We start from the raw sequence: 14,126 nt of genomic DNA, 5'->3' as shown, positions 1-14,126 counted from the left end.
ACAATTTTTTAAAACATATACTAAAATAAATCAACATAACTTTTATCATCATTAAATACTCCATATACATAAGCTCTCTTTAAAATTTTATTTGCCCAATTAGTATGTGGATTAACTTCATTCATCTTGTTGTTATATTTGCTCTTATATGCTCCTTTTCTATTGGTATCTAGAATAGCTAGCGCATCCTCATATTCTTCTTTTGTAACAACATATAATGCATTAACTATAGAAATATGGCTTGGATGAATTATTGTTTTTCCAATAATTCCATTAGCTTTATCTAAAATAACTTCTTTAATAAGCCCGTCTATGCATTTTTCTAAATAATTTTTTCTTTTCAACTCTCCACTTTCTCCTAAATGCTCTATAAAAGGACTTTTTCTTAGTTGAGATTTTAGAACTCTACTATCTGGACTTGAATTAAAATATTCCCATACAGGTCCAGATACGACATATTCATCTTCAGCTCTTAAAAACAAATTTAATATATCGCAAATACAATCACTTACTATTCTTATATCATATATACTATTATCGATACTTCTTCTTATAGAGTATAGTCCTAGGAAATCCGTACCACCTATTCTTATATTTAAAATATACTCCTTATATTTTTCGAAAACTTCTTTTATATTCAGTAGTTCATCTATTCTACTTTCCTTATAGATTATAGGTTTAGATTCCAAAATAGGCATTGCATATAAAGTATGTCTCATCCCATCATTAAATGATTTTAAAATACTTAAATATTTTTCTCCGTTGTTAGAATCGAATTTAGGAAAAGAAAACCCTGTTAAAAATTCAAATATATTTTTTTCCTCTAGAAGCCGTTTGAACTGGTCAGTACTTCTTACTCTAACAAATATCAAAGGTAAATCTTCTTCACTAATTTTATCTTCTTCTATGTTTTGTTTTATTTTTCTGCAAACCATTTTTAAGTTTTGTTCAGCTTCTTCTACCCTATCTTCTGGTATAGAATCCTCTAAACATAAAACCATAGACGATAGCCTTTCATATTTATGGCTTAAAATTAAATCTACTATATCCTCTCTTAAAGCTGGCATGTATAACGTTGCTCCAAGAGAATAGGATAAAAATTCTTTGGGTGTGCTATTTATAATATTGTTAGGTTCTTTGTAAAATATATCTCTTTTTTGCATAGCACTTAAGTCATTAAAAAACTTCATTATCGTCCCCTCGCTCCCCATTATCATGATTTATCATATATTAAGCTTTTACCCAGGGCCATAGTGTCAATTACTCTACCCTATTTAGAAATATAGTATTAGTGACAGTAGACTTAGGACAAACTTATATAATAAATCTTCTACTATTTATTATTAATAGTCAATCTTTTTAAAGAATTTTTAAAAATTTTTTAATATTCTAATATATATCTATTTTTGAATAAATAACCAATTACATACTACCTTAAAAATAGAATTAACACAAAAACCTAGTGATAAGTTTCCTTTATCACTAGGTTTTCGTAAATTCTTATGTACTAAAAGTTTTATAATATACAAAAGCTGAAGTCTGTTAAAATTCTTTTTGATAAATTTTTTAAATAAAAAACTTTAATATGAACAATACCCCTACTAGACATGTAGGTATAGTAACTTCTTTTGCTCTTCCTGTTAATGCCTTTAAAAAAATATAAGCAATTATTCCAAATACAATACCATCTGATATACTGTATGCAAGAGGCATCATTATAATTGTAAAGAAAGCTGGTATAGCTTCTGTAAAGTCAACTAAATCTATATCTTTAATAGGTTCCATCATAAATAATCCAACTAATATTAAGGCTGGTGTAGTAGCTGGAGATGGAATAATAGTAAATAATGGAGCAAAAAATAAAGCTATTAGGAACATTCCTGCTGTTGATAAAGCGGTTAATCCTGTTCTTCCTCCTTCAGCAACTCCTGAAGCACTTTCAACAAAAGTACTTACTGTACTTGTTCCAATACAAGCTCCTACTGTAGTTGCAATAGCATCTGCAAATAAAGCTTTTTTTATTCTAGGAACTTTTCCATCTTTATCTAACATATTAGCCTTTGTGGCAACTCCGACAAGAGTTCCAACTGTATCAAACATATCCATAAATAATAATGTAAATAAAGCAATAAACATATCAAAAGTAAATATATTATGAAACTCTAATTTAAATAGTATTGGTTTTAAAGATGGTGGGACACTCATAATTCCATTTGGAATTTTAGTTATTCCCATAGGAATACCTATTACTGTTGTTACAACAATTCCTATAAGTAATGCTCCCCTTATATTCTTCGCTAAAAGAACTCCAGTTATTAATATTCCTATAATGGCAAGAAGGGCCGTTCCACTTGTAACGTCTCCAAGCTGAAGAATAGTACTGTGTTCCTGATGAAGTACAATTTTAGCATTATCTAATCCTATAAATGCTATAAAAAGCCCAATACCTACTGAAATAGCTCTCTTAATATTCATAGGTATAGAATCAACTATAGCCTCACGAACATTAAAAACTGTAAGTAGTATAAAAATTATTCCTTCCAAAAATACTGCTGTTAATGCAAATTCAAAACTATATCCCATTTGTTTAACTATAGTAAAAGCAAAGAATGCGTTAAGTCCCATTCCTGGTGCTTGAGCAAATGGCAATTTTGCATATAATCCCATTATAACTGTTCCTATAACAGCTGATACCGCCGTAGCTGTGAATACTGCCCCAGAATCCATTCCTGCCGCTGATAATATTGCGGGGTTAATAATTAGGATATAGGCCATTGTCATAAATGTAGTTATCCCAGCTAAAACTTCTGTTTTAACATTAGTTCCATTTTCCTTTAATTTAAAGTATGATTCCATTTAAAATCCCTCTTTTTCATATGTTTTAATTTTTCGCACTTGTACATATTAGCAAATAGGTTTTTTAAAGTCAAGATTCCCCCCGAACATTTCTATGTGTTTTTAGTATTATATTTTGTTATAACTAATTATCCTTTATATAGATGTTTAAGTATTTTTTTATTGTTCGTATTTTATCAAATATAAAGGAGCTGAAAATTCAGCTCCTTTATATTTCATCTGCATGCTTTATACCTAACTTAAAATTATCCTTAAAGCTATAGGAACGCAACACCATCTTAAAACATATCCTACATTTTAAGTGAGTTTAAATTTATTTATCTCAGTATTTAGCTCTTCCGTAAGTTCATTTAGCTTAGTAGTGGATTCCTCAACTTCTTCCATCATCTTAAATTGCTCATCTACAGAAGCACTTACTTCTTCTGAAGCCGCCGCAGATTCCTCAGATACTGATGCTATACTTGATATTGAATCTACAACTAGTTTATTACCTTCATCTATTGACATTATAGAATTATTTAAATTCTCTATTCTAATTCTTATATTATCTATTGAGTTTGAAATGCTTTCAAAACCAGAGCTTACATGTTCAACTGATTCATTTTGTTCCCCACTTCTTATTTCCATATTATTCATCATATCTACTGTTCTTCTTATCTCATTCTGAATACCCGATATTATTACCTGAATATCTTTAGTTGAATTATCGGATTCCTCAGCTAATTTTCTTATTTCATCAGCTACAACTGCAAATCCTTTCCCATATTCACCTGCTCGAGCTGCTTCAATAGATGCATTTAATGCTAACAAATTTGTTTGCTCTGATATACTAGTAATTGTTTCAATTATATTACTAATATTCTTAGAATGATCATTTAGTTTTTCTATATTAGCTGCAACTTCCTTAGTTTCTTTATTATTCTCTATAGTCTTTATTTTTAATTTATCTAGTGCTTCTATACCATCGTCTTTAACTCTAACTATTTCTTTTGCCTGTTCACTCATATCATCACTATTTTTAACTAGCTCCTCAAACTTATCTTGTATTTGTGAAGTTAAGTCTGCTCCTTTTTGAGTATCTGCAGCTTGCTCTGATGCTCCTGTAGCTATTTGTGCCACTACCTCAGATATTGACTTCGCATTACTTAAACTATTTTGTGATAAAACATTTAATTTTTCTCCAGCACTGTTAACCTCTCCAGAAACAGCCTTAGTCTTTTCAATAAGGTTTGATACATTTTCAATCATCTTATTAAAATTATCCCCTACTATTTTTGTTTCATCATTAGACTCTATATCTAATTTTTGTGCTAGATTTCCTTTAGACATTTCATTTGTTGCTTCTACAATCTTCATCAAACTATCTTTTACTCTTCCTGAGAAAACAGTTGCAAATCCTATACCAAATAGTGATGCTGCTACAAGTAGTATTATTCCTATAGTAAGCTTCATATTAAAGTTTTTTTCTAACGCTTGTTGTAAATTATAGCTATGCTTAAGTTCTATAGAAATTAAATCATTTGTCCTTTGTTGGATAAATCTATTTTTTACATTTATCTCTTGAAATAAGATATTTGCTTGCTTTAAATTTTTGTTTTTTAAAGCTTCAATACATCCATTAGCATCCTTAATAAATCCTGTTGTAATATTACTAAGTGTATTATATGCCGCTTTACTACTACTTTCTGTTAAAGTCTCATTTAAAAACTTTAATATCTGATTTAAATCGTTTATTCCTTCATTGTATTTTTTTAAACTAGCTTCATTATATTCAAAAAGTAATTCATCTATACTACCAACAACTTCTGTGGATACATTTTTTAATTCTCCTTCTAAAATAAGATTATTGTTTATAGTTTTGTATTTTGATTGAGTATTCCATGCTGTAGTAACAAACATAATATTTATTGCTACCAATATGCATATAAGTAATGCAAAGGCAGTCATCAACTTTCCTCTAATCGTCTTCATCTGTTTCCCCCCTCTATTTATTAATAATTCTTGTCTCAACTATTACATCACTTTGTACATTTTTACCATTTATAAGCTTATTTATAGTATCTTGTGCTTTTTTAGCATATCCATCAGCACTTTGCTCTATAGTATATAATAACCTACCTTCTGTCACTGCTTTTTTTGCATCAGGCATAGCATCAAAGCCAGTTATAGTGATTCCTTTCAATTTTGCCTCATTTACATACTGTGCTGCTCCTAGAGCCATTTGGTCATTTCCACATATAATAACTTTTATATTAGGATTACTTACCAAATATTTTTTTGCTATCTCATATCCATTTTTCAAACTCCATTTGCCATCTTCTATTGCTGAAATTTTTAAACTTGGCATTTCTCCTAATGCACGAAGCCCACCTTCTTTTCTCTTTTGCCCTGGAATAGTATTTTGATCTCCTAATATCATAAGGACTTCACTTGATCCTTCAATTGTTTTCCCTAAACTCTTTACTCCTTCATAGAAAGCCTTGTCATTATCTATATGTAAAAAAGGAGGAAGTTTCAAACCCTTACTCTTTGCAACTTCAGAATTCACACTACTATCCATAGTTATAATCTTTATGCCTCCATCTTGAGCTTTCTTCAAACTATCAATTAATGCAACATCATCTGCTGGAGATATTATTATAGCTTGTGCATTGCAAACAATTGCTTCATTTATTGCCTCTATCTGTTCCTTTATCTTATCTTCTGTATCTGATGCCAACCTAACAATTACTTTATTTCCTTCATTGCCCATAACTTTTACTAAACTTTTAGATACATTTTGCAAAAATAAGTCTTTTTTTAATATAGCAAATATTTCTTTGCCATTTGTCTCCTTAGCTGTTTTAGTTGAATCTGTATCATTAAATCTTTTTTGGATAAACTTATCTACATCATTTTCTAAATTTGCTCTACCACAAGAACATCCAAATAATACAATTGTAATTAATAACACAAAAATCTTCATAACCTTTTTCATAGTATTCCTCCTACATAAAACTATTTTTTTGCACTTGCTTAAAAGAATTAATTTAAACTCGTTCTCTTGTAAAATGTTATCCCACACATTACACCCTTTACCCTAACTCACATTTTAACAATTGGTTATATTTTAGTTATATTTTTATTATATATTTATAAACTAATTGTTAACTGTTTTTCAATTTCGACGTATTTTATTAAATTCCTTCTTAAATCTTGATTTTTTTATGTAAATTTCAAAATTTTCTACTTAATTCAACATATTTATTAATATTCAAATTTATTACAATTAATCTTTTTGTAATCAATAGGAAATCACCTATTAATGAATTTTATATAGTACCTTCTATATACTAGATTTTTAAAAATTTTAATTACTATTAACGTATATATAGATTAATTTATTACATTTGACTAGATAATGTAATAAAAAACACCTTATTGAACAAACTCATTTTTGCTCACAAGGTGTTTTATTTGTTAGTTACATATTTAATTTACAAATCATAAGATACTCTTGTGCTAACTCCTCAACTATTTCAAATCCTACTACTTTATACATCCCCACCGCATAATTATCTTTTTGAACAGCCAATGATACCTTTTTATATCCGCGTCTTTTTAGGACTTCTAACATCTCCTGCATAAGTGCTGTACCAATTCCTTTATTTCTATACTGTTTATATAGTGAAATTGCAAACTCTGGTGTTTTATCATCAATATTTCCAAATCCCTTAACTTCTCCACATAATATTCTAGTCCAAACTGCCCCAACAATTTTCCCTTCAATCTCAGCTACAAGACATAAATCATCTTGTTTTCCAAAGTCCTCAATGAATACTTTTAATTCTGGTTGTTTAATCACTTCTCTTGGCAAAAGATTGGTTTCATCTCTTTGAAATATTGCCTCATATAGAAAGTCTTCAAGAAGATATATCTCACTGGTTCTAATTTCCCTTATTATATAATCTGACATTCATTTTCCTCCATATATTTTAATTGCCTATTCAAAATTAAAATAAGCTTCCACACATATTTGCCACCTCCAACGTATATAACAAATATAAAATTATAGAAAAACACAGGATATCAAAATATCCTGTGTAAAACAAAATAAACTATCTATAAAATTATATATTAAAAATTTCAATACTTCTATCCAAAATTCCAGTTAGATGCGCTAATAATACTCCATAATTTGTTATATTAACTTTATTCTTTTTACAAAAATCTATTCTTGTAAGCATTGTCTTTCTGTTGACCATGCAAGCTCCACAATGTATGACTAAATCATACTCTGAAATATCTTCTGGAAAATCGTGTCCCATTTTAAAATCAAATTTTAGATTTTTACCTGTATGTTCTCTAAGCATCATAGGTATTTTAACTCTACCTATATCCTCATGTGAATGATTATGAGTACAACTTTCAGATATAAGTATTTTAGAATTCTCATTTAAATCTTTTATTTTGGAAATTCCATCTAAAAATACACCTAACTCTCCTTTGTATCTTGCAAATAATATAGAAAAACTTGTGAGTTTAATATCCCGAGGAACTATCTCATTTACTCTTTTAAATGCTTGGGAATCCGTTACTACTAAGTCCACATCTTTTATATCTTCAAGAGCAGATTGTAACTCTGTATCTCTAACTACATAACTTTTTATTCCGTTATCCAAACAATCCCTTATAAGTTGAACCTGTGGAAGTATTATCCTTCCCTTTGGAGCTTCCGAATCAATAGGCACTACCATAACAACTTTACTATCATATCGTAATAAATCTCCTATAATCGGCTTTTCTTCACCATCCTCTTGAATTCTTTTTATTAGTACATCCTTTAAAAATAGTATATTTTCTTCCTTAAGAGCAGACACAAAAATAGCATCTTTAAACTTACTTCTAACTTGTTCTAAAACTTCTTCTGTAACTGTATCAATCTTATTTATTACAGTTATATAAGGGATATTATATTTTTTGAAATTCATAATAGTTTCTTTATAATAAGAATCCTCTATATCTTTTATATCCGTAACATAAATTGCAAAATCAGTTCTTTGAAGAATTTTTAGACTTTTTTTAACTCTAAGTTCACCAAGTTCACCTTTATCATCTATTCCAGCTGTATCTATAAAAACTACCGGTCCTAATGGAATTAACTCTATTGCCTTCGTAACAGGATCTGTTGTAGTGCCTTTTACAGAAGATACTAAAGAGATATCCTGACCAATTATAGCATTTAATAATGAAGATTTTCCTGCATTCCTTTTACCATATATAGCTATATGCTTTCTATTTGCATTTGGTGTATTGTTCATTTTTCCTCCTATATTAACTATTTGTTAAAATAACTATATAGTAACCATTGTCTTAAAATTCATTAATTTAATTATATATATAGATCTCTTTCTCCATTTTTTAATCTTTCTATATTATTAAGAACTAATTTTTTTATATCATCTCTTTCAATCTTTGCTGCTTCTTCACGAATTAAAGCTTCTCCTTTTTCTCTAAGTTCTTCATCCCCATAATCTAAAATATATTCCATTAGAGTCGTCATAGCATTTGGACCACAAACATATTGTATATTACCACTTTTAGCAAGGCTCATAAATCTATCTCCAGTCCTACCCTTTCTATAACAGGCAGTACAATAACTTGGTATATATTTAGCATCTATCAATTCTTTTAGAACTTGTATTGGACTTCTATGATCTTCCAAAATAAACTGATCTACTATCTTTCCTTCCTCACGTTCTTTGTATCCACCTACTCCTGTACATGAACCTGCACTTATTTGCGAAATTCCATATCTTAACGCTTCTCTTCTCATGTCTGCTGATTCTCTAGTAGATAAAATCATTCCTGTAAAAGGCACTGCTATTCTAACAATAGCTATGATTTTTTTAAAAGTTTCATCATCTACTAAATTAGGAAATGTTTCAAGATCCATTCCTTCTGCTTTCCTAATTCTTGGGAAAGAGATAGTGTGGAAGCCAACTCCAAACTTTTCTTCTAAATGTTCATTATGAATCATTAATCCTAAAACTTCAAATTTGTAATCAGCAAGACCAAATAAAACACCACCACCTACATCATCTATGCCACCTTCCATGGCTCTATCAAAGGCAGTTAAATGGTATTCATAATCGCTCTTTAAACAATTTGGATGCATTTTTTCATAAGTAGGCTTGTGATAGGTTTCTTGGAATAAAATATACGTTCCTATGTTAGCCTCCTTTAGTTTTCTATATTCTTCAACAGTAGTTGCTGCAATATTAACATTTATTCTTCTAATATTTCCATTATCCTTTTGTGTCTTATATACAGTAGATATAACATCCAAAATATAATTTATATCACAATTTACTGGATCTTCTCCAGCCTCAAGCGCCAATCTTTTATGACCCATTTTTTCAAGTATTTTAACTTCTTCTTCAACTTCCTTCATAGATAATTTTCTTCTTCCAAACTTATTGCAATGTTGATATCCACAATAGACACAATTATTTACACAATAATCACTTACATAAAGAGGTGCAAATAACACTATTCTATTTCCGTAAATAGATTTTTTAATATCCCCTGCTATTTTAAACATTTCTTCAATTTGCTCTTTATCTTCTACTTGAAGCAATATAGCTATATCCTTATGTGATAGACCCTTTCTCTCTTTTGCTTTATCTAAAACTTCTTGAATTTCTTCCTTACTTGCATTTTTAGCTTCCTCTAACAAATTATATATATGCTCATGATCAATAAACATTTTATTTCCTCCTCCAATTTATATTGTCTCCTCTTGACATATCAACACAAAATCCGGCTCTATTTATTCTTCCTTCTATACATCTTCTACACTCCGCAGCTTCATCTCCAGTACATATTTTCCCATTATATAATGAATATTTTTCTCTAACTGATGTAGGCGATAAATTAGGCATAACTACATTAGCTCCTGCCTTAAGTCCTTTTTCTCTACCTACTGGGTCTATAGTTCCTAATGCAGTAGTCGCTGGTAGAAGAACTTCTGGTAAAAATAATCTTATCAAAGCTAACATTAATATTGTTTCTTCTAATGTTCCATTTTTTTCATTTCTTAAAGGAGTGTCTTTATGAGATATAAAAGGTCCTATGCCTACCATTTCAGGATTTAATTCTTTTAGAAAATGCATATCTTTCACATAATCTTCTTTAGTTTGACCAGGTAATCCCACCATAAACCCAGCTCCTACTTGATACCCAATCTTTTTTAAATTCCATAAACATTCTCTTCTATTTTCAAAACTAGAATTAGGATGGAGCTTCTCATATAATTCTTTTGACGCTGTTTCATGCCTCAAAAGATATCTATCAGCTCCTGCTTCATAGTATTTTCTATAAGATTCATAACTTTTTTCCCCTATAGAAAGAGTCACTGCAGAAGTTTTAAATCTGTCTTTAATTTCACTTACTATATCTACAATTTTTTCATCTGTATAATAATCATCTTCTCCACCTTGAAGCACGAATGTCTTATACCCAAGCCTATTTCCTTCCTCACAAGCACTCATTATATCTTCAAGGCTCAATCTATATCTATCAGAATTTTTGTTAGAAGATCTAATACCGCAATAAACGCAATTTCTTTTACAATAATTTGTAAACTCTACAAGTCCTCTCATAAAAACCGTAGAACCATAAACCTTCATCCTAGTTTCATGTGCCCTTTGTATCAAATACTCCTTGTCTTTTTCATTAATATTATTTATTAAATAAAATAGCTCTGTTTTATCTAAGTAGTTTTCTTTATATAGTTTATCAATTAGTTTTTTCATAGCTAAATCTCTTTCTTTGCGATAGATGTTTTAACTAAAACATTGTCAATATTGCCCAACTTCCCTGTAAGACTATTTATTTCGTTTAAATCTCCAATAACAGTTATAGAAATTACAGATATGCCCTCTTCCTCAAAAGGTATACCCATTCTTCCTCTAATAATTCCTTTAAAACTAGCTACTATATCATTAAATTCCTTTTGGCATTGGTTAGGTTCTTCTAAAATAGCACTAATAACAGCAATCTTTTTCATATATTTTTCCTCCTACAAATAAGCTTTTGTTTAATTATGTTATTCATAATTTTTATATATTTTCTAAAAACACATAAGGATGCTATTTGATATATACATGATTTAATAAAAAAGACTTTCCTTTAAAAGGAAAGTCAGCATTTATATACCAAATAAAACCATGAATTTATATCATGATCTATTTCTCCTATGCCTAACCTCCTTTCAGATCAGATTACTCTTTTCTGTTAGGGTGCTATTTTTGACTAAACAAATAGTTAAAGAATCCTCTCTAAGTATTTGAATAAAAAATTATACCTTAATAACATTTTATTCTTGATTCTTTCTTATGTCAATGTGATTAATTTTTATCTATTCAACTCTATTTTAAAAAATATTGTTTTTGTAATTAAACAAAATAAATATTTTAGTATAACCCTATTTTTAACTTACAAAAATGTAAGATTTATAAATAAATTGAAAGTTTAATCGATTGTTATAATAAGGGGTTTATACTAAACTTATACTATAAGCTTAATTTTAATAGGATACTAAATTATAGAGTAAATTGGATAATTCAAACCACTATATGCTTATAAAAGCTTCATTGATCATTATTTAAAAAATTTTAATTATACAATTTGCTCAATCTTGAAATTTTAAAAGAGGTATATAACTATGAAGAAAATGATATCTATACCTATTATATTTATTCTTTTATTAAGTAATTTATTCATTCTTAGAAATTGTATGTACAAAATAGAGTTTAAAGAAGAAATAATAAAATACTCCACTAAATATAAAGTAGATCCTTATCTATGTGCATCAATTGCTAACCTAGAAAAAGATATTACACATGATTCAATAAAACCAAATATAAAATATTTAGGTAAAGTTTATGACAAATCTAACCTTGACTTATCTATCAAGAAATGGGTAAACAACAATACTTTATCTACAAATAATTCATTTCAATGTAAAACATATATGAAAAATGCTAAAAAATTAATGATTGTATATAGAATTTTATACCCAGACTTAATATTTAAGGCCAAATTAAGAAATTTGAAAAACTTGTTATGGTTTCTAAGTATTAAGGCTTATAAAAAATTAAATTTCCATTGAATAATATTAAATATTATATGTATACTCAATATTATGGTCGTTATCTATCGGAGAAACTATATAATTGCAATATAACATGAAAAATGTAGCTTTATTGCTAGTTCATTCGAAAATTTCTCTTTTAGATAAGGACATTTATCCTTTTTTATTTTATACTAAATATAGGCTCCATAATAATTCATAAAGAGATAAATATGAATTATTAACTTGAATTTATTATTTTGTTAAATGTAAATTATAAGGCAACCTATAGTTATATAAATTATACATTATAAGAGAGGTATACATATGTTTAAAATAATGATAGTTGAAGATGATATTAAAATAAGAGAAATTATACTAGAAAATTTACAGAAATGGGGATTTGACGGTCTGTATGTAGAAGATTTTGGCGAAGTATTTAACACCTTCGTAAAATACGAACCTCATATGATCTTAATGGACATAAACCTTCCATCATTTGATGGATTTTATTGGTGTAATAAAATACGAGAAGTATCAAAGGTCCCAATTATATTTATTTCTTCCCGTAATACAAATATGGATATAATTATGGCAATGAATATGGGCGGAGATGATTTTGTTCAAAAACCTTTTTCTTTAGATGTATTAATGGCAAAAATAAATGCAATTTTAAGAAGAACTTACTCTTATTCAAACATTGAAGCAAATGTTATTGAACATAATGGAGCTACATTAAACTTAAAAGATAGTACTATTTTATACAATGAAGAGAAATTAGATTTAACAAAAAATGAGTTTAAAATCATATATATTCTTATGCAAAATAGTGGTAGCGTTGTAAGTAGAGATAAAATAATGAGGAGTCTTTGGGAAGATGAAAGTTTTATAGATGATAACACATTAACTGTAAATGTAAATAGGCTTAGAAAGAAACTTTCTGATATAGGACTAAGTGACTTTATTCAAACAAAAAAAGGGCAAGGATATATAATACTATGAAGATAATAGAATATATACGTCATAAAAAACACCTTATAATTTTTTATATTATTTTAATGAGCTTTATATCATTAATTATATATTTAAATCCTAGCATTAAAGTAAGTGTCAGTAACATTATATATGTAAACTCTGTTTCATTTGTTTTCTTTTGCATACATCTTTTTGTTGAATATTTTTATTTTAAAACATATTACTTAGGTATTAAAGATACTATTGAAAAACGGCAAGAAGATATCATAAATTTTTTACCTGAAGCTAAAAATTATGAGCAAAATTTATATAACACCCTTTTAAGAAAGCTTTATGAAGAACAAAGCTTAAAAATAGAAAATTTATATGATGAAAAAAGAGAAAACGCTGAATTTATAACCTCCTGGGTTCATGAAGTTAAAACACCTATTGCAGTAAGTAGACTAATTATAGAGAATAGCATGACTAAATCTAAAGATGAAATACTTGATAGCTTAGAAGATGAAATAGATAAAATAGATAGCTATGTAGAACAGGCTCTTTATTACTCAAGAATAGACTCTTTTTCTAAAGATTATTTTATAAATGAATTAGATTTAGACAAATTAATAAAAGAAATTATAAAAAAACATGCTAAAAATTTTATTAATAAAAAAATAGGAATAGAATTGGATAACTTAAACTTTAATATTATTTCAGATAAAAAATGGATTGTATTTATAATTGACCAAATTATCTCAAATGCTCTAAAATATACTGATATCCAAGGTAAAATTAAAATATCAGGTATACAAGACTCTACTGAAAAAAAACTTATTATTGAAGATACTGGCATAGGAATAAAACCAGAAGATATAGACAGAGTTTTTCAAAAAGGATTTACAGGACATACTGGAAGGCAAGATTATAAATCTACAGGAATGGGTCTATATCTAGCCAAAATGTTATCTCTGAAATTAGGTCATGATATATCTATACAATCTAGATATGGAGAATATACGAGAGTAACTATACACTTTCCAAAACTTACAAACTACTTTAATGTGGCAAATCAATAATGTTGCGACGTAATATTAGAGTAGAGACTAGTGAACAGAGAATAAAGAATAGTAGAGGATGATTTTCCTCCTAAAGTTAGAAAATCTTACAACTAAGTAAAAGAATAAGCTCATAATGAAAA

At 28.2% G+C, this 14,126-nt stretch carries 12 protein-coding genes; 3 read left to right on the top strand and 9 right to left on the bottom strand.

Features of this window, described 5'->3' with window-relative positions; translation table 11 throughout:
• Nucleotides 1-20: 20 nt before the first annotated feature.
• The 9 genes from OW729_RS17470 to OW729_RS17430 all read right to left on the bottom strand — a co-directional run bounded on the left by OW729_RS17470 (nt 21) and on the right by OW729_RS17430 (nt 10,906).
• Entirely contained in the window at nt 21-1,190 is a 1,170-nt protein-coding gene (locus tag OW729_RS17470) for an HpcH/HpaI aldolase/citrate lyase family protein (protein ID WP_268062836.1), read from the bottom strand.
• 376 nt (nt 1,191-1,566) lie between these two features.
• Nucleotides 1,567-2,856 carry an NCS2 family permease gene (locus OW729_RS17465; protein WP_268062835.1) on the bottom strand — a complete coding sequence of 430 codons (1,290 nt, stop codon included), beginning with the start codon at nt 2,854-2,856 and terminating at the stop codon, nt 1,567-1,569.
• Between the two features lie 297 nt (nt 2,857-3,153).
• Nucleotides 3,154-4,827 carry a methyl-accepting chemotaxis protein gene (locus OW729_RS17460; RefSeq protein ID WP_268062834.1) on the bottom strand — a complete coding sequence of 558 codons (1,674 nt, stop codon included), beginning with the start codon at nt 4,825-4,827 and terminating at the stop codon, nt 3,154-3,156.
• 13 nt (nt 4,828-4,840) lie between these two features.
• Complete coding sequence (locus OW729_RS17455) at nt 4,841-5,833, bottom strand: sugar ABC transporter substrate-binding protein (RefSeq protein ID WP_268062833.1); 993 nt, start codon at nt 5,831-5,833, stop codon at nt 4,841-4,843.
• 486 nt (nt 5,834-6,319) lie between these two features.
• Nucleotides 6,320-6,811 carry a GNAT family N-acetyltransferase gene (locus OW729_RS17450; protein WP_268062832.1) on the bottom strand — a complete coding sequence of 164 codons (492 nt, stop codon included), beginning with the start codon at nt 6,809-6,811 and terminating at the stop codon, nt 6,320-6,322.
• A 154-nt stretch (nt 6,812-6,965) separates the two neighbouring features.
• Nucleotides 6,966-8,156 carry a [FeFe] hydrogenase H-cluster maturation GTPase HydF gene (gene hydF, locus OW729_RS17445; RefSeq protein ID WP_268062831.1) on the bottom strand — a complete coding sequence of 397 codons (1,191 nt, stop codon included), beginning with the start codon at nt 8,154-8,156 and terminating at the stop codon, nt 6,966-6,968.
• A 71-nt stretch (nt 8,157-8,227) separates the two neighbouring features.
• Nucleotides 8,228-9,604 (bottom strand): [FeFe] hydrogenase H-cluster radical SAM maturase HydG, encoded by a 1,377-nt coding sequence (hydG, locus tag OW729_RS17440; RefSeq protein ID WP_268062830.1) that lies wholly within the window; start codon nt 9,602-9,604, stop codon nt 8,228-8,230.
• Between the two features lies 1 nt (nt 9,605).
• Entirely contained in the window at nt 9,606-10,652 is a 1,047-nt protein-coding gene (gene hydE / locus OW729_RS17435; protein WP_268062829.1) for a [FeFe] hydrogenase H-cluster radical SAM maturase HydE, read from the bottom strand.
• A 2-nt stretch (nt 10,653-10,654) separates the two neighbouring features.
• Nucleotides 10,655-10,906: a TM1266 family iron-only hydrogenase system putative regulator gene (locus OW729_RS17430; protein WP_268062828.1), complete on the bottom strand. Its 252-nt coding sequence runs from the start codon at nt 10,904-10,906 to the stop codon at nt 10,655-10,657.
• 657 nt (nt 10,907-11,563) lie between these two features.
• Between OW729_RS17430 and OW729_RS17425 the strand changes: the two genes are divergently transcribed.
• The 3 genes from OW729_RS17425 to OW729_RS17415 all read left to right on the top strand — a co-directional run bounded on the left by OW729_RS17425 (nt 11,564) and on the right by OW729_RS17415 (nt 14,004).
• A complete protein-coding gene (locus tag OW729_RS17425; protein ID WP_268062827.1) occupies nt 11,564-12,010 on the top strand; it encodes a hypothetical protein in 447 nt (148 codons plus the stop codon).
• A 288-nt stretch (nt 12,011-12,298) separates the two neighbouring features.
• Complete coding sequence (locus tag OW729_RS17420) at nt 12,299-12,973, top strand: response regulator transcription factor (RefSeq protein ID WP_268062826.1); 675 nt, start codon at nt 12,299-12,301, stop codon at nt 12,971-12,973.
• Entirely contained in the window at nt 12,970-14,004 is a 1,035-nt protein-coding gene (locus OW729_RS17415) for a sensor histidine kinase (protein ID WP_268062825.1), read from the top strand. The genes OW729_RS17420 and OW729_RS17415 overlap by 4 nt, the downstream gene beginning before the upstream one ends.
• Nucleotides 14,005-14,126 lie beyond the last annotated feature (122 nt).

The sequence above is a fragment of the Clostridium brassicae genome (assembly GCF_026738875.1).
GTDB classification, from domain to species: domain Bacteria; phylum Bacillota; class Clostridia; order Clostridiales; family Clostridiaceae; genus Clostridium_H; species Clostridium_H brassicae.
The sequence above is the reverse complement of the archived record's forward strand: the minus strand, read 5'-3'. Positions and strand labels throughout refer to the sequence as shown.